We start from the raw sequence: 26,260 nt of genomic DNA on the forward strand, positions 1-26,260 counted from the left end.
CTCTTTTCTTCATATTCTTTTTTAATCTTATCTTGTTCTTCTTGAAAAGAGCAGAACAAACCCCATAATGGTTTTAAAACCCCTTGCTCTGAAAATATCCAGGCAATTTTGAAGCAGCATGGCACCTATACCTTTGTCCTGCCAGGGATCTCCGATAAGAACAGAAAACTCTCCGTTTTTTCCATCAGGATCTCCAATCACCCTGGCAACGCCAAGGAGTCTTTCATTTCCATCTTTTTCCAGGATAGCTACCAGTGCAATCTCACGGTCATAATCAATCTGTGTAAAACGAGCCAGCATCTCCGGTTTTGGTTCTTTGATCGGTGTAAAAAACCGATAATAAATACTGGTTAGTGAGAGTATGTTGAAAAATTCCCTATCTTCCGACCGAAGATCAAGCTGGACTCCGCCAGCTTCTGTTTTATGGGTGATATCGGGTGATAAAATTTTCATAACAAGCGGATATCCTATATCCCCGGCTATTTCAACCGCCTCAGTTTCACTTTCTGCTTTCCTGGCGGACAAAACAGGCAATCCATAGGCAGCCAGGACTTCTTTACAATCCAGGTCTGACATGAATTCATTGTGCAAGGACCGGCGAATAAAATGTCGGGCCTTTTCCCGGTCAAATTCAAGGTGGTGAGCCAGTCTTGGAGGAATCTCCGTCAATGCAGCCAGGTTCTTTGCATATTTACGGAGATACAAAAATGCCTGCACTGCTCTTTCAGGGGTTTCATAGGTTGGAACACCTGACTTATTAAGAAATTCCACCGCCCCGGCAATACGCTCGCCTCCCATCCAACAGGTCACTACTGGAAATTTTCGATTTTTCATAGTTGTCACAACGATCTTTGCAATGGCCATTGGATCTGATAACGCCTGAGGTGCCAGAATCAATAATAAGCCATGAATTCCTTTGGATTCGAAACAGATATCCAGAACCTTGCAAAATCTTTCCGGAGTTGCGTCTCCCAGTATGTCTATGGGGTTGGACTTGCTCCAGAACGCCGGCAGCACACTGTTTAACTTTTCAATTGTCTCTTCTTGCAGAATGGCTGGTGTTTGTCCATAATCTGCAAGGATATCAGTGGCCATCACACCGGGGCCACCGCCGTTTGTGATTATGGCAAGTCCCGGACCAGCAGGTCTGGGCTGCTTGGCAAGCAGCTCGGCACAATCGAATAAGTCCTGGATAGTTTTTACCCGCACAATCCCTGCCCGTTTGAAAGCAGCTTCATAGACCGAATCTTCTCCTGCCAAAGCACCGGTGTGAGATGCTGCAGCTTTTGCCCCGGCATCGCTTTTACCAGCCTTTAATACAATGATCGGTTTAATCCTGGAAACAGCTCGGGCTGCGCTCATGAATTTTCGAATATTGGTCAAATTTTCAATATATAAAAGAATGCTTCTGGTTGACGGATCATTGCCAAGATAATCAATCAAATCCCCGAAATCAACATCCAGCATTGAGCCGATACTGATAAAATGACTGAACCCGAAATTTTCTCTAAAAGCAAAATCCAGAACAGCTGTACAAATGGCACCGCTTTGGGAAATAAATGCAAGGTTCCCGCTGAGCGGCATTTCTGAAGCAAAGCTAGCATTCATTTTAACCTTTGGGCATATAACGCCCAGACAATTTGGCCCTACAATCCTCAACCCGCCTTCATATGCAGTCTTTTGAATATCCTGTTCAATCTGTTTCCCTTTTTCACCAGTCTCTTTGCCCCCGGCTGAAATGATGATGGCGCTGCCGATTTTCTGCTTCACGCACGACCGGACAATATCCGGAACGGTTTGAATCGGTGTGGCGATGACAGCCAGATCAACTTCCGCTTCAATGTCCTCTATGTACCTGGAACATGGTTTCCCGTGTAAAAATTCATATTTGGGATTCACAGGTAAGATATTACTTGAAAATCCTCCGGCCATCAAATTGGTCATAACCGCGTTTCCAATAGTCTCTGGTATTTCACTAGCCCCGATAACAGCTATATTATCGGGTTTAAAAACACGGCTTAAATTATACTGCCCCATAGGTTCTCCTTTGTATAGCCTTTGTCTGGGCAACGTTCTTCAATTTAGTTGAAGTTTGATTTTCCCTTGACAATCCGGACAAACTCGTTAAACCTTATTACATTGCTTATATGCATATTGGAATTTGAAATATAGCCCAAACTGCTGCTTAATTAGGAATTGACATGCATCAAACAGTTAAAAAAATCATCCACTCAATGGATACGACAAAAGACCGGGAAACCGCTCATTTTAAAGCGGATGAAATTTATCAAATGGGACCCGAAGCCTTAAATGTACTTGTTGCTATCGGCAAGGCAATAAACGCTAACGAAACAGAGATTACAACCAGAAAAAGGTTGATCCGAGCGATCATTTTTTCTTTGTCAAAATTTGCAAAGAAAAGACTGTTCCGCAAGCCCAGGCTTCTTAATAATGCTGATGCCGTTAATCTGCTCTGTGATTTTTCCGAGCAGGGATTCAACTCCGCTAGAACCGCACTTCACAACATTGGATTTTTTGATACAAATATTATCAAAAACAGACTGATGTCTCTTCCTCTGGTTGCAGCCAGAGAGCATGATCGTGAAATAACCTTAAATGAAGCCATCGAAGAGATTAAAACTGCTGATCTGACCGCATATGTTAAAAAAATCAAGCACCAGAGTTATCTTATCGGAACAATCGACAAACATTGCCATGAAATTTGCAAAACCGGAAAAAACACCTTTGCCTACAGGATCCGGCGGATGGAATAAAACTTGAAAATGCTATGAAAGTAAAAGCCACTTGTTAAATGAAGCCCTTCGGGCGGACCCAAAAGGGCAAAGTCGCTTTACATACAATGCAAACTGTATGCCAATATACCCGATAAAGCGGGTTCACTTAACAATTAAGTTGAAGTGGACATCAACTGTAGATTTTTTTTAGCTGTGTCGCAGCCGCTTAACTTAAGTTTTAGCCTTGTTCACGGTAGCTGGGCTTAAAACACCTGACTGTTTTACAAAAATATTCAATATTATGATTGACTTTATTACAACAAACTGATTAAATATCTATGACTTTATGACAAAAATATAAATGAGAATGCGATGTTCAATCGGGATATTTTAAATAATTTATCAAGCTGGAAAGACAAAAAGGATCGAAAACCACTGGTCTTGAGAGGTGCACGGCAAGTGGGAAAAACGACAGCTATCAACCTTTTTTCAGAACAATTTAATCAATATCTGTATCTAAATCTTGAAATTAAAACCGAGCGGGATATCTTTGAGCAGAACCGTTCCATTGAAGAGTTGGTTCAGGCAATATTCTTTTATAAAAATCAGCAAAACCGTAAAGGCAGTGTTTTAATATTCATAGATGAAATTCAGAACTGCCCATCTGCTGTTTCCTATCTCAGATATTTTTATGAATCTTTTCCAGATCTGTACGTTATCGCAGCCGGATCTCTTTTAGAAACACTTATTGATACTCATATCAGTTTCCCGGTTGGCAGAGTAGAATATCTTGTGATGAGGCCATTAAGCTTTAAAGAGTTTCTAAATGCATTATCAGAAACGGCCAGCCTGGACATTCTTAATAAAACAATCCCTGTACCTGATTTCGCACATGACAAATTGATGAAATTATTCAATACATACGCAATAATCGGGGGCATGCCGGAAATCGTTCAAAAATATTCCGACCACAAAGACATCATTGCACTCAACAGCATATTTGACAGTTTAATCGTCTCTTACCTTGATGACGTCGAAAAATACGCCCGAAACAGCACAATGGCAAACGTTATTCGCCATGCTATTTCAAATGCATTCTATGAAGCAGGCAACAGGATTAAATTCCAGGGTTTTGGCAATTCCAACTACAAATCAAGAGAAATGAGTGAAGCATTAAAAGTTTTGGAAAAAGCGATGTTAATTTACCTTGTGTACCCCTCTTCCTCTGTTTCACCCCCTTTGCAGCCAAATACAAAAAAATCGCCAAGAATCCAAGTTCTTGACACCGGAATGCTAAACTTTTTTGGTGGATTTCAAAAAGATTTGTTTGGAGCCAATGGCATTGATACTGTCTATCAGGGTAAGATAGCAGAACATATTGTCGGGCAGGAACTTCTCGCTGCTGAAACATCACCTTTATTCAAACTGCAATTCTGGAACCGGGAAAAAAAGCAATCCAATGCCGAAGTCGATTTCCTGATTCAATATAAAAATCTGCTGATACCCATTGAGGTAAAATCTGCTGTAACCGGACGACTCAGGTCCCTTCATCAGTTCATAGACCGGGCACCTCACAAATATGCTGTAAGGATTTATTCCGGGAAATTGGAAACAAATCGAATTTCGACGTTGAACGGAAACGATTGCACGCTGCTAAACATTCCGTTTTATTTAACCGGATCCATTAACGATTACATCGACTGGATGATATCCAATGACAAGGCGATTCAACAATCCAAATGAAGCGGATAATACCGCTTATTTGGAGACGATATGCTTGAACCATAAATTCAACTATCATTATTCTCTCCCGAGGGAAGTCTGTCGGTTTTAACCCCTTGTTCCGTTGCGTTTTTCAAGGCTTGCTCCAGTTTTGCTTTTTCCCTGAACGCCTTTTCTCCGGCACTTGCTGCTTTTTTTCTTATTTTGATGGATTCATTTATTTTTTTGACGATCTCTTCGGTATTATCATGGGATGTCAAATCAATTGATTCCATTATGCCGGCGGCTTCCCGGGCCAGGTCCAAGGCTCTTTTTTCAGCTGCTTGCGCTCTTTTTTCAGCATGCATCAGCTGATCATAAAGATCAGCAAGCTCTTTTACCTTGCCTTCTTCCGGCTCAGCATCAAGCTGCATGGTTTTTGCAGCCATGGCCATGGCCGCAACCTTTATATCCGGCAAAATCGTTTCAAACAGATCTCCGGTGAAGCATACCGGCTGTTTTTGCTTCATGATGAAAGGAATAAAAACCAGGTGAGCATCCTTTGATTTTTCCTTGATTATCGTTGAGGTAACACCTGTGACAATAACCGGAAGAGCATTAATCCTGATTTCATCCAGCCTTTTGGATAAAGCATCCTGGTTTTCCGGAGAGTCTGAAGAATAATTCACGGCCAGCAGACGGATGCTGGCTGATTCCCATTTTTCGTTTCGAGTCACAAGATAGGCCAGAAGGAGTAGCAGGTTACTGGTATCATCCCCTCTCCACCAGACATCAATACGGATCTCATCTTCCTGGTCAGGATACTCTAAAAGTTCTTTTATTTGCCGGCCATCGAAGAAAACCACATTACAGCCGTCTCTGAGAGCCTTTTGAACCTGTTGTTTATAATCGGGAAAATACATATTCCGGAAATTTTTTTCGCTTTTTTCGTTCTTTTCGTTCCAGTTGATCAAAATGGTGTTGGCTTTGACAGGCCCGATACCATAGGACTGGATCAGGATATCAAGGCCGGTTTCAACATCCGGTGCTGAGACAAAAAGTCCAAAGGCCCTGGAGTCAACATTCAGCAAATCCTGTTGCAATTGAAGAGTCAATTCGTCTTTTACCTTGAAGGATATGATGCCTTGGCTGACAACCATATTTACGGCAGTGGTCAGGCCGCTGCCTCCTTCGACAAGAGAGGCAAACCAAAGCAGGGGCAAGCGATGGTCGCTGCTGCCGGACAAAACCAGAATAAAGGGCCGCCACTCTCTTGGATGCTCTATGTCTTCCTGGGTGGCCAGCAGGTTTTTTCGTATCTGCTGAAGGTGATAGGACCGTTGACTGTCTGCCCACCGGGACGGACCGGAAGTTCTTTTCAAATATTGATAGATGGCAAAAAGAATGGCCACTGCCGCAACCCCTGTTTTCCAGTCAATGGCCAGCATGACTCCCAGGCATATCAAAAATCCTGCCAGGCTCAGATTTCTATGATACCATCGGAAACGGGGACGAAAAGACGGACTTTGGGTGGCAGCCTCAAAATAGGTGGCATAGTTGAGCAGACCGTATGAAATCAAAAAAAACATGGAAACAACTTTTGCAATCAGATCAAGCTGTCCCATTGCAATGGTTCCAAGGGCAATGCACAAGGACAGCAAAACGCCTCGTCTGGGGTTGTCAAAAGCCCCTGCACCCAGGGCAAAGGGATTTAAAAAAGCAAAAATTTTATCCCTGGCAAGTGACTGAAGAATTCTGGGGGCACCCAAAAAGGATGCCATTGCAGACGAAAGCGTGGCTGATATGACACCTGCATCAATAAAAATTCCCCATTGGGCAGTATCTTTCATGATATTGTAATTTGATGCCAATGTCGCAAGGGGGCTGGATGCTGAATAAACAACTGCAACCGCCAGATAAATCAGAACAGACAAGGCAACCGCCAGAAATGTTCCAAGGGGCAGGCTTTTTCCTGGATCTTTAAGATCTCCTGACATGCTGACCCCCTGGGTAAAGCCGGTTACTGCCGGAAAAAAAATTGCAAACAAAATCCAGAACCCTGTGTTATCAGTTTCATTTATCCGGCTTGCCCATAAAAGGTTTGTGTCCCATTTTTGAAACCCGCCGATAAAAAATGAAATCAGTGCCAATACCAGGATAGCCATTACTGCGTATTGAAATTTCGTGGCCCAGTCCGCCCCTGTCCAGGCCAGGACAAACAGCAGCAACAGTGCGGTTGCGGCAATCATCTGGGGTAAAAACGCAATGTCGGCAAAAATCCCCATACCGGAAATGGCTTCACCAAATCCGATACAATAAAAAGCAATGGATACTGACTGCGCCAAAAACAGTACTATGCCTATGGCCCCGCCGAATTCAAGGCCCAGAGTTCGGGAAATCAGGTAATAATCACCGCCTCCCTTGACCTTCAGGTTAGTGGCAATGGCAGCCAGGGAAAAACTTGTGAGTACGGAAATGGAATTTGCAAGACACATGATGATCAAAGTCTTTGCAAGACCGGCTTCGCCAAGGACATATCCCATCCTCCTAAAGAGGATGATGCCGAGAATGGTCAGAATGCTGGGGGTGAAAACACCTGCAAATGTACCCAAAGACCCGTTTTTTTTAGGAGAAATACTGACGGACATTGCAACCTCCTGAACAAAAGACATAAAACAAAAACAACTCTGTGTAATAAAATTTTATCTATACGCTACCTTATATCAGTTTTCAAACAGAAAACCGGATGCAAAAAAATTAAAACACAGCGATGTTGCCCTTAAGATCAACACTCAGACACTCAAATTTTATATTCAGGTTTTGGAAAATAAACAGAAAAGCAAGTGCCTTCACCCTTCCGGCTTTGTACTTCAATGGTGCCGTGGTGAGCTTCAACAATGCTTTTTACAATGGCAAGCCCCAGGCCTGTTCCGTTTATATACCTTGTTTCTTTATTCTTTACACGAAAAAAACGGTCAAAAATATTCCCCAGATCCTGTTCCGGTATCCCAAGGCCGGTATCTGATACCTTGATTACCACACCGTCACTGTTCTCATCCGCCCATACCGTAATTTTTCCGCCATTGGGACTATACCGGATCGCATTGGATATGAGATTGGAAACCACCTCTTCGATATTGGTCCGGTTTCCCAGCATATGAATTTGGTTTTTGGTTTCTTTCACTGTCAATTGTGTGGATTCGGCATCTACAGTATCCTGATAGCCCGCAACCTGATCCTTTATCAATTCAACCAGGTCCAGTTCCTCTCTTTCCTGGTTGATCAGCCCTGATTCAATCTTGGAAAGATCCAGAAGTTCTGACGAAAGTTTTGTTAATGATTTGATTCGTTCCGAACTTCGTTGCAGTATCTCTTTTTGCTTGTCAGTCAAATCTCCTGCCAGCCCGTCCAGAATCACCTTTAACTGCATTAAAATTGAATTGAGAGGGCTTTTGATTTCATGGGCCACCATGGAAACAAAATTGGATTTTAGCTGATTCACCTTTTTTAACGCCGTGATATCGTGGAGAAGTGTAACAGAGCCCAGATTCCGATTAAGGCGGTCCCGGAACGGAATACATCTGGCACCAATAATGATATCATCTTTTCCTGTTGAAAACGGCATGGAGATCTCATCGGTAATTTCTGCAAATGTACCTTCCGGCTGGTTAATGGCCTGGTCTATCATTTCCAGCAACCTGGGGTCAGTTATAAATTCCGATACATTGTGACCTATAACTTTGGTCCTTCTGCAGCCGATTGCTTTTAAGAATGCCGGATTTGCCAAAGCAATCCGTTTCTGGTTATCCGTTGTCAACACCCCATCGCTCAAGGTGTTGATCATCACCCGCATCCTGGATTTTTCAGTTGCGATATCCTGAAGTGTCCTCAAAAATTCAATGGCCTTACTGATAACAGCCCGCAATTCATCGGGTGAAAATGGTTTTGATAAAAAATCAAAAGCTCCTTTTTTCATTGTCTCAATTGAATGTTCAAGTGTTGCATAACCGGTCACTACAATCACAACCGTATCAGGATGACGGGATTTGACGTCTGTTAAAACTTCCAGACCGGAGATCCCGGGCATCATCAGGTCCAGCAAAATGATATCAAAATGCTTTTTTTCAATCATTTCAAGACCTTGAACACCATCATCCGCAACTTCAACATCACATCCTTCTTCCGTCAGTAATCTTTGACAGGCTTTTTGAATACGCACTTCATCGTCCACGACCAACACCCGTGGCTGAAAAAAAATATCTTTTACGCTCTTTTTTATGGAATTTATAGCTGAATTATTCATTTGTCTTTATATTTGTCTTCATTTCTTAAGTTATAAATATTAATCGGTTTGGGGATTACACAAAGACGGACCTTTGGTTTCCGAAGGTACGCACATGGGAAATTCAATGATAAATATTGTGCCTTTTGAGCCTGTTTTTTTAACAGAAATTTTCCCCCCATGCTCCTCAATGATGCCGTAAACAATACTCAAACCAAGCCCCGTACTTTTTCCCACTTCTTTTGTCGTAAAAAAGGGGTCAAAAATTTTTGATAAATTTTCATGGGGTATCCCTTCTCCTGTATCTTTAATTTCCAGGAAAACCTTTTTAACTGCTTTCTCCTTATAAGATGTCAACGTGATGATACCAAGTCCGTCCATGGAATCAGCCGCATTGATCACAAGATTAATCAACACCTGGTTCAGCTTATTTGTATCTGCATGAATGAGCAGCATTTCATCTGACAGATCTTTTTTAATGATGATATTTCTGAACTTTTTCTGATCCCGGATCAATGTCAGGCTCTGGTTGACAATATCATTGAGGTGAACAATATTTTTTTGAGATCCAGCACGTCGACTATAAACCAGAAGGCTTTTAACGATGGACTTGCACCTGTTGGCATCTTCAAGAATATACCCCAGATCTTCACGCATACTATCATCAAGATCTCCCCGCTCCAATAAAAGGCTTGCATAAAACAACACACCGGTCAACGGATTATTGATTTCATGAGCAACACCTGCAGCCAATTGACCCAAAGATGCCATTTTTTCAGATTGAGACAACTGCTTCTGGGCCATTTTTAATTCTTTTTCAACCTTGATCTTATCTTTTAAATCATTATAAATAGCCATTGTGGCTGATTCATTGCCTTTTTCGTCATAAATAATCGCGGCTGACATCTCGACTTTAATTTCTTCGCCATGGGAATTAACAATGGTTGTCCGCGGAATCAGAAGTTTTCCTTTTCCTCCGATTTTTTCATCCCTGAGCATTCTCATGATCTCTTTGGCTTTGCCCGGAGGATATAATTGTTCGGTATGCTTGATCTTGCCTTCCTCACCGTTATAGTCACCAAACAACTCTTTTGCCACAGAATTCATCAAATTGATATTACCCTTACGGTCTGCGGCAACAATTGCGCTTGCAGACGAATAAATCACCCTGCTGATAAACTCTTTTGCCCCATGCAGCTGATTTTCAAGGGATTTTGTCTGGGTAATGTCCCGCATGTTGGCCGTCACATATGCCACATCTCCATTTTCATCAAAAATAGGTGAAAACACTCTTTCTTCCCATCTGTACTGATGCCTTAAAACAAAACTGTGACTCTTTTTGTCTTTTATAACCTTGGAGATGGTGCATTGGTCAGAGTTGCAGGGCGTATCCTTGTATAAAAAAGTATTAAAACACTTTTTACCAAAAATTTCCTCAAAAGACAGATTAAAAGTTTCATAAAACTTTTTATTGGCACCCAGCAGAGTTTTATCAGGTGAAATAATAACGCTGGGATATGACAGGGAATCAAATACCCTGATCCGCCAATACATTTCATCTGCTGACATTTCCGGATCTTTTTTCATAGCCTCTGCCTTTCACAAACCATTCAAGCTTTAAACCTTCAATTCTCGCTTATTTATCACTACACCAAATTCTATCCGAATTCGATTCATATTGTCATGGATTTTCAAACACATCCGTTAATGCCTGTTTTGCAGCCTCACCCTTACCTTGGGCCAGAATAATACCAATACTTGACCCTGTGCAGGCTGCCTGAAGAACAGGTATTGATTTTTTTGAAAGGCAATTCAATGCCCTGCTGATAATACTGTGCCTGTCACCGAAATGAGGGCCATGGAAACTGAGCAGTTCAGCCGGACAGGTTTGACCCTCAGTGAACCCCGGCGATTTTCCCGTTAATAAAAACAGGCATATATTTTCAGGGGATATCAGATGGGCGCATGTATGAAAAAACTTATCTTCACTATTTTCGCTGTCATCAATGGATTGAAGCTCTCGCCCAAACCCGGCCAGCTGATCAAAAGAAAACCGGTAAGCGTTCAGCGTCAGGTCAGTCTCCAATGTTATCCCATAAGTCTTTATTTTTTCCTCTACATAGGTTGCACGGGTTTCAGGATATTTTTTCTTCAAAAATTTTGTGAGTTCATCGTTTTCTTCCTGTTCAAACGGCACATGGGATTTGGGCAGATCGAAATTGGATGACAGCAGCTCTATAAATGCATCGCAATTTTGTTGATCAACCACAAATGTCAACATTGCTTTGGACGAAACCATGTGCCAAAAGGATATTTTTTGCTGTCCCAGAAGCGACAAAAGCCCTCCCAGCAGACGGAACCGATAGTGGTGAGGGTATATGGACAGGGTACAGATATCTCTTTTACAGGCCCAGTTGCCATCCTGATTCAGCACATTCTTTAAATGTCTTGACGCAATCGCCCCTGAAATAAAAGATCTGTCACCCAAAGTGTTCAAAGCCATAAACACAAGGTTAATGCTCTTTGATTGCAGAGCCTGATAGAGCAGCATACCGGATGTATAATGCCTGTCAAACTCTTCCTGGGTTACCTGAAGATAATTTTTATTCAGGCGAATGCCGTTAATTTTTATTTGGTTCATCATCCCAAAATCCTAGCAAATAACACGGGCAGACCAGCGATTTTCCTTTGGTTTGCACACAACAAAATATGAAAGTTTTTATGTGATTTTTTTAAGACTTTCATATAAAGTATCCCGACAAGTCAGAATCAAAATGGCGGGGAAAAGAAACTCTCCCCGCCATAATAATCTTTCAATTCAACAAAAATTATTGCAAAATTCAACTCACGACTCGCAATGTTCCTTTACGATTTCCATTAACTTATCCAAATCAATTGGTTTTGGAACATAATCATCGGCTAAAGTTGTTTTGCCATCATGATGTGTATAACTGGTTGTTTTAACGGAATCAGCGACAGCAGTTAAGAGAACAACAGAAATTTTTTTCAGATCAGGATTGTTTTTAATCTCTTCACAGACTTCCCATCCGTTCTTTCTGGGCATCATTACATCAAGGATGACAAGATCAGGTTTCTCTTCATTTATTTTTTCCATAGCTTCTTCACCGTCATAAGCCTTGGCCACCCTGTATTCCAGAGCTTCTAATTTCATAGAAACCGCTTCCACCAAATCGGGATCATCGTCTACGACTAAAACAAATTGTTTTTCACTCATTGTTATTGCTCCTTTTTGTTGTCATAAGGATTTTATATTCCTATAGCACAGGTCGAGGGAATAATCCTGCTTTTTCTACAATTTGGGGAACCTTTTCTTCCCATTCAATAGCCATAATATGAAATCCGTGTACGCCTTTGACTTCTTTTAATCTTTGAATGGATTCTACGGCTATTCTTATGCCTTCTTCGGGCTGCTCTTCCTTGGAGACACCTTCCATTCGCTTGATAACCTCATCAGGCACATCCATGCCCGGCACTTTGTTTTTCATATATTTGGCCATACCGGCTGATTTCATGGGTGTGATCCCGGCCAAAAGATGCACCTGTTCATCCAGTCCCCTGTCACACATCATTTCCATATATTTTTCAAACTTATCCAGATTAAAAATACACTGGGTCTGGATAAAATCAGCACCTGCCCTTACTTTTTTGTCCAGCCTCATAACCCTGAGTTCAAAGGGATCGGCAAATGGATTGGCAGCAGCTCCAATAAACATTTTCGGAGGAGTTTTAATATCTGCTCCACCCTGGAATTTGCCTTCATCCCTCATTTTTTTAACCGTTTGAACCAATTGAACCGAATCCAGATCAAATACGCCATTTGCCATGGGATGATCACCGAATTTCGCATGATCGCCGGACAGGCACATCATGGTGTTAATTCCAAGAGAATAAGCCCCTATAATATCGCTTTGCATGGCCAGACGATTTCTGTCTCTTGTGACCATCTGCAAAATGGGGTCCAGTCCCATCTGCTTGATAATAACGCCTGCCGCCCAACTGGACATTCGCACCATGGCGGTCTGGTTGTCTGTTACATTGACGGCATCAACATGATCTTTTATAAGATTTGCCTTTTCTCTTACTATTTCAGGAATTGCGCCCCTGGGAGGACCGACCTCAGATGTCACTGCAAGGTTTCCAGATGCCAATACTTTTTCCAGTTTGCTTTCAGTCTTCATAATGACAAATCCTCTCTGATTATTTTTCTGGGTCCGCCGCCGCCTGCAGGTCTCCAATCTTTAGCTTCCATAATTTCTTCATACCGTTTTTCCATTCCAAGTGCCTTTAATCTTTCCCAGATCAAACACCAGGCACAGTCAACATCGGGAGAAATTTCACACATGCTGTTGGAGGTTCCGCCGCATGGACCGTTGAGCAGATGTTTGGAACATCTTGAAACAGGACAGATGCCACCTGTGATGCCCAGCAGACAATCACCGCATCCCTGGCACCTTTCCGCCCAGATTCCCTGGGATTCGGATGCGCCCATAAATTTTGTATTTACCGCAGGAAACACGGGTTTATCCTTATACCGTTCGGCAATGGTCTGCACGCCACACCCGCAGGCCATGGACAAAACAGCATCGGCTCTGTCAATTTCAGATACAAGTTCTTCGACATATTCAGGATCACATTGTCTTTCCAGTGTTATTTCCTTGATATCAATCGTCTTGCCCTGCTTTAAACAATTCAGGTGAAGGGCTGATGCTAAAAGACCGACTTCTTTTCTTCCACCGGCTGCACAGACAGTCACACATTCATTACAACCAACCAGAAGAATCCGGTCATAGGGTGAAATATATTCTATAATTTCTTTTAATGGTTTTTGCTCTGCTGTTATCATATTCTTATCTCCGAAGATTTAATCATCAAATAGCTGCCTTCTGATGGTTATCTGTGTTGATATATTTAACGGGACTGGGTCCCAGTTGTTTTATTTTTTCAGTAAATTCGCTTGCGGTACGGGCAAAAAGTTCACCCATTCCAGCCGACATCCTGATCATTTCCACCCGTTCTTTTTCCCAGCCAAGTTCTTCCAGGATTTTTTGTACATGTGCGACCCTGTATCCTGCACGGGTATTTCCATTTTTAAAATGGCAGTCCCCTTCAAGGCATCCGGCAACATAAACACCGTCCGCTCCTTTTTCAAGGGCTTTCATGATATGGATGGCATCCACTTTTCCCGTGCATGGCACACGGATGATTTTTACGTTTGGCGGATAGGATATCCTTTTGCTGCCTGCCATATCAGCAGCAGTATAGGCGCAATAATGACAACAAAATGCGACAATTTCCGGTTCAAAGTTTTCCATTAGTTCACCTCCCCAAACAAACCGTCTAATTTGGCCAAAATCTGATCGTCTTCATAAGCAAGCAACTGAATGGCCTTTGCCGGGCAGTCTGCAGCGCAAATTCCACATCCCTGGCATTTGGCCGGATCAATCTGCGAATAACCGTCCTCGTTGATAAACGGAATACCGAACGGACAGGCACGAACACAAACCAGACAGGCAGCACATTTGGCTCCGTCTACTTTGGCTATTGCCGCCCCCAGATTGATTTCTTTTTTAGCCAGCAGGGTTTGTGCCCGTCCTGCTGCGGCATAAGCCTGGGTAATACTCTCCCTGATTGTTTTTGGAGAGTGAGTTGTTCCGGCTATAAAATTTCCCCTCACAGACATATCAACCGGACGAAGCTTCACATGATCCTCAAGAAAATAGTTGTCTTCTGTTCTTGACAGATGGAACATCATACCCAGATCTTCCGTGGTTTCATCATCGGCAATCATCCCGGTGCTAAGGGCAAGATAATCCGCATCAATTTGAATCTTTCTGCCAAGGATCGTATCATCCACAAGAACGGACACCTGATCGTTTTCCAACAATACTTCCGGTTTGTTGTCTAAAGAGAACCGGATGAATTTTACATCCAGATTTCTGGCTTGCCTGTAATAATCTTCCTGAAAACCATAGGTACGAATATCTCTGTATAAAACATAAATTTCCGCGTAAGGATTAATGGCTTTAATTCGCAAAGCATTTTTCATGGCCGTCTGGCAGCAAACTCTTGAACAATTTGGGTTGCCGGGTTCTCTTGATCCCACACATTGAATCATCACCACCTGGTTCATGGCTTTAATTCTTTCAGGATCATCTTCAATCAAGGCATCCAGTTCAAGCTGAGTGGCAATATTGTCATGGGTTCCAAGGCCATACTCATCCGGCCTGTTTGGCAGGGCACCTGTGGCAAAAATGGTCACCCCGTGATTGAGCTGCATATAGTTCATTCTTGCACCAGTCTGGATACCGGTTGTAAACCGCCCCGGCACACCTGAATGATCTACGACAATGGTCCGTGTCATAACCTGGATATTTTTATTGGCTGACACATCTTTTATCAATTGATCAATAAACGGAGCTACTTCGTCCCCTTCGATTGTCCGTCTGATGGATTTTGCCACGCCTCCCAGATTAGGGTTGCGTTCCAGAAGATAGACCCTAATGCCCTGACCTGCCAGTTGAAGTGCTGCCGTCATTCCGGTAACACCGCCACCCACAACCAATGCATTCTGGTTCATGGGCAAAGTCTGATCCATCAAAGGCCTGCTTTTGCAAACACCGCTGACACCGATCTGCAGCAGCTTGAACGCCTTGTCCAGAGCCTGCTCCGGCTGTCCCATATGGGTCCAGGTATTCTGATCCCTTAAATTGACTATTTCCACCAGATATTTGTTTAATCCCGCACGGCGCATCAGATCCTGAAACTTGGTTTCATGAGTCCTGGGAGAACAACCTCCGATCACCACCCGGTTTAAATTATTGTTTTTAATTGATTCTTCAATCAGGGCCATGGACTCTTTGCTGCACCCATACCCTACGGCCTGTGAAACAGCCACATTGGGAAGGGTTCCGGCAAATTGAACCATTTTGTCAACATCCACCACGCCACCGATTTCCAGTCCGCAGTCACACACAAAGACCCCTATTTTGGGTTCCTCTTCTGAAACATCTCTTTCCGGTATAAAATCAATATCTGTTTCAGGCAGATCCATGACAGCAGGCAGGTCGGATGCCGCCATGCTTGCAGCAGCACTTGCCTGAACTATTGTTTCGGGAATATCTTTGGGACTCTCGGCCACACCGCAAACATATACACCTGGTCTGGATGTCATAACCGGGTTAAAATTATTTGTCTTTGCAAAATTATGGACGTTTAAGTCAATCCCCAGGCGGGATGCAAGATCAATGTTTGTTTCACAAACCCTGAACCCGGTTGAAAGCACAACCATGTCAAAATCTTCTGTTATGCGGCGAGCTTCTTCTTCCAGGGTATAGGTGATGGAAAGATCTTGAGTTTCGCTGTCTTCATAAATGGAATGAGGCCGGCAGCGGATCATCCGGATGCCATAATCATTTTTGGCCCGGTTAAAATAAAGTTCATAATCTTTGCCATAGGTCCGCATATCCATATAGAAAATAGTAGTTTCAATACTTTCGGCAAATCTTTCTTTTGTTACAATGGCTTCTTTTAAGGCATACATGCAGCAAACCCCGGAACAATAAGGCACATCAGCCTTATTAATTCCTCTTGATCCGACACATTGTATCCATGCCACTTTTTTAGGCCGTTTTTTATCTGAAACCCTTACAAGATCGCCCTGGAAAGGCCCGGAAGCCGACATGATCCGTTCATACTCCAGACCGGTTACAACATTATCAAACCGGCCCCCGCCGAAATTATCCAGCACAGAGGGATCAAACAATTCAGCCCCGACGCTTAACACGACCGATGCCACGTCAATGGTAGTTGTCTTTTGGGTATCATCCGGAAGAATGGCATCTGCCTTGCATACCTTCTGCAAAGCCGCCACATCGGTTATTTTTTCAATATCAATGGAAAAAGCATAAGGGGTTGCCTGAGGATATCGCATACAGGTAGGCGCACGCGGATCAAGTCCGGGGGTAAATCGAACCGCATCGGGATAATGTTTGTGGCACTCTCCGCATGCCGTACATTTATCCATATCAATATATCTTGGCTCGGTAACAAGCGTGGCCTTAAAATCACCAGCCTCACCAGTCAACTCTTCAAGCCGGGTCATGGGTTGTAAATCCAGATGGATCTGTCTTGTATTTTCGGACAAATGGGGAGATACCGTACATAAATCACAATTATTGGTTGGAAACGTTCGGTCCAACTGGGTCATCAACCCGCCAATTGAATATGATTTATCAATGAGTACGACATTTCGGCGGGATTCAGCCAAATCCAATGCCGCACGGATGCCTCCGACACCACCACCGATAACAAGCACACTCTTATCATGTTGAATATTTTTAAGCTTTTGCATGGGTAACCTGTTTTTATTTATGGTATCCATCATCTGTAATGGGTTCACACAGATAATTAAAGATGGATGAGTTTATGTTAAAGCCCTGCACAGTCCAGTATTGCCGGCAAACGGTCTTCCCAGCCAGAGGCGGAAATCTTTACCCCCTGAACCTGGCTTTGAAGTTCCTTGATCATTTCTCCTGCAATATTGATACATTCTGTTTCCCGGTCCTTTGATTTGCGTATCCGGGTAATCGTTGCCTCAGACAATTTTGAAGCAGGATCATTAATTGAAATGTAGCGGGCCATACCAACATTTTTCAACATGTAAACCGTGGCAATCACCGGTACATTCAATGATTTGAATTTATTTAAAATTTGAACATAGCCGTCAATATCAAAAACAGGGGGGACCATTATATACTGGGCACCTGCCTCTACCTTTTCCCCGGCACTTTGAAATTCTATTTCAAGATGGTCATCGTTTCGGATCGGTTGGACCTGGCATCCTGTGAAGAATTCAGGTTTTCCTTTTAATTCAAAACCGGCAAGGTCCGTTCCTCTTTGAAGAGTATTGAGCATGATCAGCAATTCCAGCTCATTAAGATCATCAACCGGCTTGGCATTCTGATGATCACCATGGCTTATTGCCTCACCTTGTACAACCAGAAGGTTGTTTACCCCAAGGATATGAGCTGCAAGCATATCTCCCTGAAGGGCCATCCTGTTGCGATCCCTGCCATAGATGTGAATCATGGGCTCCATCCCCTGCTGCCGGATAATCGCACCACCGGCAAGGGCGCTCATGTGCATGACGCCGTTATCCATGCCTGGAATTACCACGGCATCTATTCTGGATTTAAGGTGTCTCACATTGGTTACAAGATCTGATATATCAACTCCTTTGGGGGTATTTATTTCGGCAAGTACAACAAAATCCCCTTGGGAAAGTTTATTTTGAAGAGTCATTTATTCATCCTTTTTATTTTCAAAAAGCTTTGGGTTTAACTCTCATCAACAATTCACATAACTTAAACAAACAAAATTGTTAAATAGCAGAAACCATGCCAAGCTCAGAGTGAACGCAATTTGTCTTTAAATACAATGATTAATATGAATCTAAATCAAGAAAATTCATTATAGTGAACAAATATTTAGAACATTTTCAAAAAAACTATTAGAAAATCCTCAATATTTTGAAATTATTCTAAACTTTTTTTACTTTGAAGATAATGAAATACACTTTTTATGGATGCATTTTCAGGAATGATAAATTCTTAAGTTTACTTTTAACACAAATTTACGCTAATATTATTATATTTGTGAGACTATTTAAGTTATTCATTAAAACTTAATAACTGCCAAGGGCAGACTTGATCTTTCACCTTGGTTTGCCCACAACAAAGATTGAAAGTAAATTTTTGAAGACTTTCATATAAAAAAAACAAAGGCTTTTTTTTAATGCAGTTTATCCTGGCCGCAGTCGTTTCAGCCATACTTTTTGGTTCCTCCACACCCATTGGCAAACTATTGCTCAAGACCCTCACCCCTTTTCAACTGGCAGGTCTTTTGTATGTTGGCGCTGCCATAGGAGTCTTGCCCTTTTCTGTGTTTGCAGGCAATCGTGTCAGTATCAAAGCTCTTGATAAAAAAAACACCTGCAGGCTTGCAGGTGCTATCGGATTTGGTGGGATTATAGGCCCTGTGCTGCTGTTGATGGGACTTCAAAAAGGATCTGGGGCTTCCGTGTCAATGTGGCTGAACCTGGAACTGATTGCCACGGCTGTCATGGGATACCTGGTGTTCCGGGATCACCTGGGACGATTCGGATGGATAGGGGTTGGCGGCACCTTGTTTGCATCTGTTTTATTGTCCTGGCACGAAGGCCCCATTGGTTTGATGGCCCTGCTGTTCGTTACAGGTGCCTGCATTTGCTGGGCTCTTGACAACCATTTGACCGCATTAATAGATACAATCACCCCTTCCCAAAGCACGTTCTGGAAAGGAGTAACAGCAGGAAGCCTGAACCTGGCCATTGCCTTTATAGCAGAGCCTTACTCAAAAAACATCCCGGTCATCCTCTTTGCCCTCATGGTCGGGATTTTTGCCTATGGATTCAGTATCAGCCTTTATATCACGGCAGCACAGAATCTGGGGGCTACCCGAAGCCAGATGATTTTTGCAGGTGCCCCGTTTTTCGGAGTGGCATTGTCTGCCCTGATTTTACATGAACGCATCTTTCCTCTCCAGATGGCGGCAGCCCTGGTTCTAATAATTTCCCTGTTCACACTTTTCCTGGACCGGCATACCCACATCCATGTCCATGGCCCCTTGAAACACAAACATTTGCACCATCATGATGATGACCATCACACCCACACTCATTCAAGCAAAAAAGAAAAAATTGCCCACCTCCACTGGCATCGCCACGAACCGGTTTTACACTCACACCCTCACTGGCCGGATATCCATCACAGGCATAAATCCGGTCATACTGATAAAACATAAGTAAAATCAGCAATGTCCGCCCCAGAAACCAGGTGCCTCATTTCTTGAACGGGTCCAGGTTGCATCAGGATAGGAATCCGGAGAATGGACATCTGATTTGTTAATCAATTCCTGACGTTCTTTTTCTCCTTCAAGAACACGATCGATATCGGTTTCCACATGCAATGCATTGATCATGGCCTGTTGTTTTTTCAAGGTCTGATCAACAAGATTTTTGCACTCTCCTTCAGTACAGATACCGGTACGGTCTCTTTCCAAAATATGTATCATCTTTTTCATGGGGACACCTCCTTATTTAATGGTGATTTAGGTTTTACTCCAATCAATAAAAAAGACTTGCTCAATATGGAAATCACAATCCCATATTGTCAGAGTGCCTGCCAACACAACAAGAATGGCAACATTCAATATATGAGCTTACAAATGGGCTTAGAAATGGTACTTCAAAAAATTGAGTTTGGTATATGGAACAGGATTTAAGAAAAGGTAATCAAAAGAATGGTAATCAAAACAAATCTTACGGCTGTCAAACACAAAACACAGAGCCGGACTTACAACTTTTCTTGCCAGGCACTCTTTAGATAATATAGTGAAAAGACTTGAAAAAGTCAATGATTGTGTCTGCTTTAAAATTAAAACGACTTCTTTCTTGTTCAACAGTTCAAAACAGTTTAAAATACATTTTTTTAAACAGTCACTCGGTAGTTCAGGCAGTATTTTAAAAATAACTGCCACGGGCAGACTTGGTCTTTCACCTTGGTTTGCCCACAACAAAGATTGAAAGTCTTTGTTTGGATTTTTGAAGGCTTTCATATAAACGGCCATGGCAGATTAAGCTGCCACAACAAAAAATGAAAGAGATTTGGTTTTAATAAGTTAGAAGTTCTTTCATATAAAAAAAAGAGGTAACTTGTGAAAAAAACAATCATTATGCTGATCATCCTGTGGATGACCGGGATATGTCCGGCAGATGAGGCATCAATCATCTCAACCGATTTTTCTTTAAGGGACACTCCAAAATATGGTCAGGGATTTACCCATTTTGACTATGTTAATCCCAATGCCCCCAAAGGCGGATCAGTAACCCTTTCCACCACAGGCACCTTTGACAGTTTCAACCGTTACGCTCAAAGGGGAGATGCCGCTGCAGGCAGTGAACAGCTGTATGACACCCTGATGACGCCTTCTGATGATGAAATTGATGTACTCTACCCCTTGATTGCAGAAAAAATAGAATATTCAAAAGACTATACATGGATTATTTTTACCATCAATAAAAACGCCCGGTTTCAGGATAAAAAACCCATTACCTCAGCAGATGTAGTGTTTACCTTTAACACTTTCATGACCCAGGGAGTGCCGCAGTTTAAAAGCTATTATAAAAATGTCTCCCATGTTGAGGCCTTAGATACACACAGGGTAAAATTCACCCTTAAAAAAAGCCGGCTGGAATTGCTGCACTCTCTTGCAGGGCTTGCCATACTGCCAAAACATTACTGGGAGACAAGAGATTTTTCAGCCCCCACCACCGATGTGCCGCTGGGCAGTTCCGGGTTTACCATTGATACCTATAAAATGGGGCAGTATGTGGTGATCAAGCGGTTAAAAGACTACTGGGCAAAGGATTTGCCGGTCAACAAGGGACGACATAATTTTGATTTGATCCGGTACGACTATTACAAGGACGAAATTGTCACCCTGGAAGCCTTTAAAGCAGGAGAGTTTGATTTCAGGATGGAAAATGTGGCCAAGCAATGGGCCACCATGTATAAAGGGGATTATTTTGATCAGCACCACATCATAAAAGAAGAAATTGCCCATGATATTCCCCAGGCCATGCAGGCGCTGATCTTTAATACCCAAAAAGAGGTGTTCAAAGATGTGAGGGTTCGAGAAGCCCTGACCTATGCCATGGATTTTGAATGGATGAACCAGCATCTTTTTTACAACCAGTATACCCGAACCCGAAGTTTTTTCCAGAATACCGAGTATCAAGCAAAGGGGCTGCCGTCCAAGGATGAGATCGCCTGCCTTGAACCTGTGAAAGACAAAATTCCGCCACGGGTTTATACCAGTGAATATCAACCGCCTGTAACCGACGGCAGCGGCAATATCAGGTCTCAGTTGAGGACGGCTCTTGGCATCCTGAAAAAAGCGGGCTGGCAAATCTCCAACCGGAAAATGACCCATCAAAAAACCGGACAACTCATGGAGTTCGAGTTGCTGCTTTACAGCCCCACCATGGAACGCATTGCCATACCGTTCCAGGACAACCTGAAAAAACTGGGCATCACCCTGAATATCCGGCGGGTGGATACCACCCAGTTTATCAACCGGATGCGGGCACGGGATTTTGACATGATTACAGGCCAGTATGCGGCCAACCCGTTTCCATCTTCCAATTTGAAAATCGTCTGGCATTCAAACTTTTTTGATTCCACATACAATACCGCAGGGGTTCAAGATCCTGCCATTGATTTTCTCACTGAAAAAATAGACCAGAACCAGACCGACAAAACCGCCCTGCTCCATTACGGCCGGGCACTTGACAGGGTTCTGCAATATAATTTTTTTGTCATCCCGGAATGGCATTTGAGCAAATTCCGGGTGGCCTATTGGAATAAATTTTCAAGACCGGCTGTGCGGCCCAGATATGCCATCGGGTTCATTGACACCTGGTGGATTGACAAGGCCAAGCAGGCGGCACTGCCCAACCGAAACATCACCCAATAACTGCCACGGGCAGACCTGGTCTTTCGCTCAGATTTGCCCGCAACAAAGATTGAAAGTCACTGTTTAAATTTTTGAAGACTTTCATATAAGAAGGATACCCGGCAAAAGACTATCCCGGTAATAAACCATCATGATTTCATACATTATTCGCAGACTGCTGTTGGTCGTTCCCACTCTGATTGCCATTGTTACCATCAATTTTTTCATCATCCAGGTGGCACCAGGCGGCCCTGTGGATCAATTGATTGCCAAGCTTCAGGGCATGGATTCCGGCGTTATGGAGCAGGTCACGGGCAGCAAAACCGAACTTACACAAACCAACATGAAAGAAAAAAGCACCTACCGGGGAGCCCAGGGCCTGGACCCGGAAGTGATTGCCGAGATTGAACGCAGGTTCGGATTTGATAAGCCCATACATGTCAGGTACTTTAAAATGCTCAAGGATTTTATCTGCTTTGATTTCGGTGACAGCCTTTTCAGGGGCAGATCCGTGATAGAGCTGATTGTGGAAAGGATTCCCGTGTCCGTGTCTCTCGGGCTCTGGAGTACTCTCATTATCCACCTGGTCTGCATCCCCTTAGGAATTAAAAAAGCCTTAAAACACTCTTCGCGCTTTGATGTCTGGACCAGCACGGTGATCATCATAGGCAATGCCATCCCTGTATTTTTATTTGCCATTCTTTTGATCATACTGTTTGCCGGCGGCACCTATTTCAACTGGTTTCCTCTGCGGGGACTGGTTTCCGTGAATTTTGACCAGCTGTCCCTGGTGGGCAAAATCCTGGATTATTTCTGGCACATGGCTCTTCCTACCCTTGCCCTGGTTATCGGAGGGTTTGCCACACTCACCTTTTTGACCAAAAACTCTTTTTTAGATGAAATAAGCAAGCAGTATGTGGTAACTGCACGGGCCAAGGGACTGACAGAAAACCGGATTTTATACGGCCATGTGTTCAGAAACGCCATGATTCTGGTAATCGCCAGTTTTCCGTCCGCCTTTATAGGCCTTTTTTTTACCGGCTCCATGCTCATTGAGGTGATCTTTTCTCTGGACGGCATGGGCCTTTTAGGCTTCCAGGCAACGCTCCAGAGAGATTTTCCACTGATGTTTTCCACGCTGTACATTTTTACGCTCATGGGTCTGATATTGTCCATTATCTCTGATATAACCTATACCATTGTTGACCCCAGAATTGATTTTGAGAAAAGAGGATGAGGATAAAAAAAAATGATACGGACAAAAAAGAAATGAAGATGACAAAAATCAACCAGGAAAGATGGAACCGGTTCCGGGCCAACCGACGCGGATACATCTCTTTATATCTTTTTTCTATTTTATTTGTTGTGACGCTTTTTTCAGAACTGATCGCCAATGACAAACCCCTTTTAATCTATTATGATTCCGGACTTTACTGTCCCCTTGTCAAAGAGTATGCAGAAACCGAGTTCGGCGGGGAATTTGAAGCCCCGGCAGACTATAAAGACCCTTTTGTCATAGACCTGATCAATAAAAAAGGATGGATGATCAACCCTGTCATCCCGTTTTCCTATAACACCATCAACTACAACCTGGACGGCCCTGCCCCGTCGCCGCCATCCCGGACCAACTGGCTGGGCACGGATGACCGTGGACGGGATGTGGTGGCCCGCCTGGTTTACGGGTTCAGGATTTCCGTATTGTTCGGCCTTACCCTGACAATCTGTTCATCCGTGATCGGGATCATGGCAGGTGCCGTGCAGGGTTACTACGGGGGAAGAATTGATATTTTCGGCCAGCGGTTTATCGAAATATGGTCCAGCCTGCCCACCCTTTTTTTGCTCATCATCCTGTCCAGTGTGGTTCAGCCCAATTTCTGGTGGCTGTTGGGCATCACCCTGATGTTCGGGTGGATGTCTCTTGTGGGGGTGGTGAGGGCGGAATTTTTACGAGGAAGAAATTTCGAATATGTGACTGCGGCAAAAGCTCTTGGCTTAAGTGATATGAAAATCATTATCCGGCATGTACTTCCCAATGCCATGGTGGCTTCCATCACCTTTATGCCCTTTATCCTGGGCGGTTCCATCACCACCCTGACATCCCTGGATTTCCTGGGGTTCGGCCTGCCCGTGGGTTCCCCTTCCTTAGGAGAACTGCTGGCCCAGGGAAAAGCCAATATGCAGGCACCCTGGCTTGGGTTGTCCGCCTTTATTATACTGTCCCTTATGTTCAGCCTGCTGGTCTTTATCGGCGAAGGCGTCAGGGATGCCTTTGACCCAAGAAAGGTGTATTAGCATATGAACAAATCCCTGCTGACCATAAAAAACCTGAGCGTATCCTTTAAACTGGGCGACAGAATCACCCGGGTGGTTGAAAATGCCGACCTTGAGCTAAAAAAAGGGGAAACCTTGGCCCTGGTGGGTGAAAGCGGGTCCGGCAAGACCGTTACAGCCATGTCCATCTTAAGACTGCTGCCGGAATCAGCCATATACCCGACCGGCACTATTGAACTTGACGGTCAAGATTGCCTTGCCATACCCGATGAAGAGATCAGGCACATCCGGGGCAACAGGGTCGGGGTCATCTTCCAGCAGCCCATGACCTCCCTTAACCCCCTTCACCGGATCGGAAAACAGGTCAAAGAATCCATTTTTCTTCACCAGCCTGCCATCTCAGCCCGAAAAGCGAATGAACGAGCCCTGTTCTGGCTGAAAAAAGTGGGGCTGAAAAATCCCGCCAACAAGCTTGTATCATTTCCCCACCAGCTGTCCGGCGGTGAACGGCAGCGGGTCATGATTGCCATGGCCTTGATCAACGAACCCGATATCCTTATCGCCGACGAACCCACCACAGCCCTGGATGTAACAATCCAGGCCCAGATCCTCGACCTTATCAGGGATCTGCAACAGGAAATGGGAATGGCCATACTCTTTATCACCCATGATCTGACCATTGTCAAAAAAATCGCCGACCGGGTGGCTGTCATGAAGAAGGGCATAATTGTGGAAACCGATCATCCTGATAAGATCTTCACCTGCCCTGCCCACCCCTACACACGGCATTTGATCAATTCAGAGCCGACAGGCGGGCCTGACCCGGCAGACGAAGACGATGCCACCCTGGTTGAAGTGGAACACTTAAAGGTCTGGTTCCCCATTCAAAAAGGCATCCTTCGAAGAACCGTGGATCATGTCAAGGCTGTGGATGATATCTGCTTTACCATTAAAAAAGGACACACATTAGGCATTGTAGGCGAGAGCGGGTCCGGCAAATCCACCACAGGGTTTGCCCTTTTAAAACTCAATACCTGCAAAGGAAAAATCCTGCTCGGGGAAAACTCTCTCAATGATATGAGTAAAAACCAGATCAGACAATTGAGAAAAAGAATGCAGATCATTTTCCAGGACCCGTTCGGCAGCCTTAACCCGAGAATGTCAGTGGCCCGGATCATCGGGGAAGGCCTTTCAATCCATCGCCCTGGTATTACCAGAAAACAAGAAGAAAACGAGATTATCCGGGTCATGAAAAAGGTAGGCCTTGATCCCTCAAGCCGGGACCGGTATCCCAATGAATTTTCCGGGGGCCAGCACCAGAGAATCGCCATTGCACGGGCCTTGATCCTGAAGCCCGAGTTCATGGTGTTAGATGAGCCCACATCCTCCCTTGATCGTTCCGTCCAGTTCCAGGTACTGAAACTGCTCAAGCAACTGCAAAAAGAGTTTCACCTGACCTATGTTTTCATCAGCCATGACCTCAAGGTTGTCAAATCTCTGTGCCATGACATTGTGGTAATGAAAGACGGCAAAATTGTAGAAACCGGCAGTTCAAAAAAAATATTTTCTTATCCGGAACAAGAGTACACCAGACTGCTTATTGCCACGGCATTTCATTAAAAAACTGATTTAATTTTTACGGTATGAAATAAATATTATGTTAATATTACTCATTTTTTAAAAAAACTAGGGGTTTTTA

The 26,260-nt window shown here is 43.7% G+C and carries 19 protein-coding genes; 7 read left to right on the forward strand and 12 right to left on the reverse strand.

Going from position 1 to position 26,260, the window contains the following annotated elements; all coding sequences use genetic code 11:
• Window positions 1–27 precede the first annotated feature (27 nt).
• Complete coding sequence (locus tag TOL2_RS13735; protein WP_014958027.1) at window positions 28–2,037, reverse strand: bifunctional acetate--CoA ligase family protein/GNAT family N-acetyltransferase; 2,010 nt, start codon at window positions 2,035–2,037, stop codon at window positions 28–30.
• Between the two features lie 164 nt (window positions 2,038–2,201).
• Here TOL2_RS13735 and TOL2_RS13740 point away from each other — a divergent pair, with 164 nt between their 5' ends.
• Window positions 2,202–2,774, forward strand: coding sequence for a hypothetical protein (locus tag TOL2_RS13740; protein ID WP_014958028.1), 573 nt, complete (start codon window positions 2,202–2,204; stop codon window positions 2,772–2,774).
• A 333-nt stretch (window positions 2,775–3,107) separates the two neighbouring features.
• Window positions 3,108–4,478, forward strand: coding sequence for an ATP-binding protein (locus tag TOL2_RS13745; RefSeq protein ID WP_014958029.1), 1,371 nt, complete (start codon window positions 3,108–3,110; stop codon window positions 4,476–4,478).
• Between the two features lie 47 nt (window positions 4,479–4,525).
• On the opposite strand, the gene TOL2_RS13750 is transcribed toward TOL2_RS13745, so the two are convergent.
• The 10 genes from TOL2_RS13750 to TOL2_RS13795 all read right to left on the reverse strand — a co-directional run bounded on the left by TOL2_RS13750 (window position 4,526) and on the right by TOL2_RS13795 (window position 18,039).
• Window positions 4,526–7,084: an amino acid permease gene (locus TOL2_RS13750; RefSeq protein ID WP_014958030.1), complete on the reverse strand. Its 2,559-nt coding sequence runs from the start codon at window positions 7,082–7,084 to the stop codon at window positions 4,526–4,528.
• A 152-nt stretch (window positions 7,085–7,236) separates the two neighbouring features.
• Window positions 7,237–8,739 carry an ATP-binding response regulator gene (locus TOL2_RS13755; protein ID WP_014958031.1) on the reverse strand — a complete coding sequence of 501 codons (1,503 nt, stop codon included), beginning with the start codon at window positions 8,737–8,739 and terminating at the stop codon, window positions 7,237–7,239.
• Between the two features lie 39 nt (window positions 8,740–8,778).
• On the reverse strand, window positions 8,779–10,305 hold the full coding sequence (locus TOL2_RS13760; RefSeq protein ID WP_014958032.1) for a PAS domain-containing sensor histidine kinase: 1,527 nt from the start codon (window positions 10,303–10,305) through the stop codon (window positions 8,779–8,781).
• Window positions 10,306–10,399: 94 nt separating this feature from the next.
• Window positions 10,400–11,362: a hypothetical protein gene (locus TOL2_RS13765; RefSeq protein ID WP_014958033.1), complete on the reverse strand. Its 963-nt coding sequence runs from the start codon at window positions 11,360–11,362 to the stop codon at window positions 10,400–10,402.
• A 201-nt stretch (window positions 11,363–11,563) separates the two neighbouring features.
• The gene (locus TOL2_RS13770) at window positions 11,564–11,953 is read right to left on the reverse strand and encodes a response regulator (RefSeq protein ID WP_014958034.1); all 390 of its coding nucleotides are present in this window, start codon (window positions 11,951–11,953) and stop codon (window positions 11,564–11,566) included.
• Window positions 11,954–11,993: 40 nt separating this feature from the next.
• Window positions 11,994–12,917 carry a methylenetetrahydrofolate reductase gene (locus TOL2_RS13775; protein WP_014958035.1) on the reverse strand — a complete coding sequence of 308 codons (924 nt, stop codon included), beginning with the start codon at window positions 12,915–12,917 and terminating at the stop codon, window positions 11,994–11,996.
• Entirely contained in the window at window positions 12,914–13,582 is a 669-nt protein-coding gene (locus tag TOL2_RS13780; protein ID WP_014958036.1) for a methylenetetrahydrofolate reductase C-terminal domain-containing protein, read from the reverse strand. The genes TOL2_RS13775 and TOL2_RS13780 overlap by 4 nt, the downstream gene beginning before the upstream one ends.
• Before the next feature lie 25 nt (window positions 13,583–13,607).
• Window positions 13,608–14,051, reverse strand: coding sequence for a hydrogenase iron-sulfur subunit (locus TOL2_RS13785; protein ID WP_014958037.1), 444 nt, complete (start codon window positions 14,049–14,051; stop codon window positions 13,608–13,610).
• Window positions 14,051–17,089: an FAD-dependent oxidoreductase gene (locus TOL2_RS13790; protein WP_041279521.1), complete on the reverse strand. Its 3,039-nt coding sequence runs from the start codon at window positions 17,087–17,089 to the stop codon at window positions 14,051–14,053. The genes TOL2_RS13785 and TOL2_RS13790 overlap by 1 nt, the downstream gene beginning before the upstream one ends.
• Before the next feature lie 77 nt (window positions 17,090–17,166).
• Window positions 17,167–18,039: a methylenetetrahydrofolate reductase gene (locus TOL2_RS13795; protein WP_014958039.1), complete on the reverse strand. Its 873-nt coding sequence runs from the start codon at window positions 18,037–18,039 to the stop codon at window positions 17,167–17,169.
• Between the two features lie 492 nt (window positions 18,040–18,531).
• Here TOL2_RS13795 and TOL2_RS13800 point away from each other — a divergent pair, with 492 nt between their 5' ends.
• Window positions 18,532–19,578, forward strand: coding sequence for a DMT family transporter (locus TOL2_RS13800; protein ID WP_014958040.1), 1,047 nt, complete (start codon window positions 18,532–18,534; stop codon window positions 19,576–19,578).
• A gap of 6 nt (window positions 19,579–19,584) precedes the next feature.
• Here TOL2_RS13800 and TOL2_RS13805 read toward each other — a convergent pair whose 3' ends face one another.
• Window positions 19,585–19,857 carry a hypothetical protein gene (locus TOL2_RS13805; protein ID WP_014958041.1) on the reverse strand — a complete coding sequence of 91 codons (273 nt, stop codon included), beginning with the start codon at window positions 19,855–19,857 and terminating at the stop codon, window positions 19,585–19,587.
• Window positions 19,858–20,490: 633 nt separating this feature from the next.
• On the opposite strand from TOL2_RS13805, the gene TOL2_RS13815 reads away from it, so the two are divergent.
• The 4 genes from TOL2_RS13815 (at window position 20,491) to TOL2_RS13830 (ending at window position 26,181) form a co-directional block, all read left to right on the forward strand.
• Window positions 20,491–22,311 carry an extracellular solute-binding protein gene (locus TOL2_RS13815; RefSeq protein WP_014958043.1) on the forward strand — a complete coding sequence of 607 codons (1,821 nt, stop codon included), beginning with the start codon at window positions 20,491–20,493 and terminating at the stop codon, window positions 22,309–22,311.
• 130 nt (window positions 22,312–22,441) lie between these two features.
• Entirely contained in the window at window positions 22,442–23,527 is a 1,086-nt protein-coding gene (locus TOL2_RS13820) for a microcin C ABC transporter permease YejB (RefSeq protein ID WP_014958044.1), read from the forward strand.
• Entirely contained in the window at window positions 23,524–24,582 is a 1,059-nt protein-coding gene (locus tag TOL2_RS13825; RefSeq protein WP_041279522.1) for an ABC transporter permease, read from the forward strand. Before TOL2_RS13820 ends, TOL2_RS13825 begins: the two co-directional genes overlap by 4 nt.
• 3 nt (window positions 24,583–24,585) lie before the next feature.
• Window positions 24,586–26,181 carry an ABC transporter ATP-binding protein gene (locus TOL2_RS13830; protein ID WP_014958046.1) on the forward strand — a complete coding sequence of 532 codons (1,596 nt, stop codon included), beginning with the start codon at window positions 24,586–24,588 and terminating at the stop codon, window positions 26,179–26,181.
• Window positions 26,182–26,260 lie beyond the last annotated feature (79 nt).

This window comes from Desulfobacula toluolica Tol2, from assembly GCF_000307105.1.
Classification (GTDB): Bacteria; Desulfobacterota; Desulfobacteria; order Desulfobacterales; family Desulfobacteraceae; genus Desulfobacula; species Desulfobacula toluolica.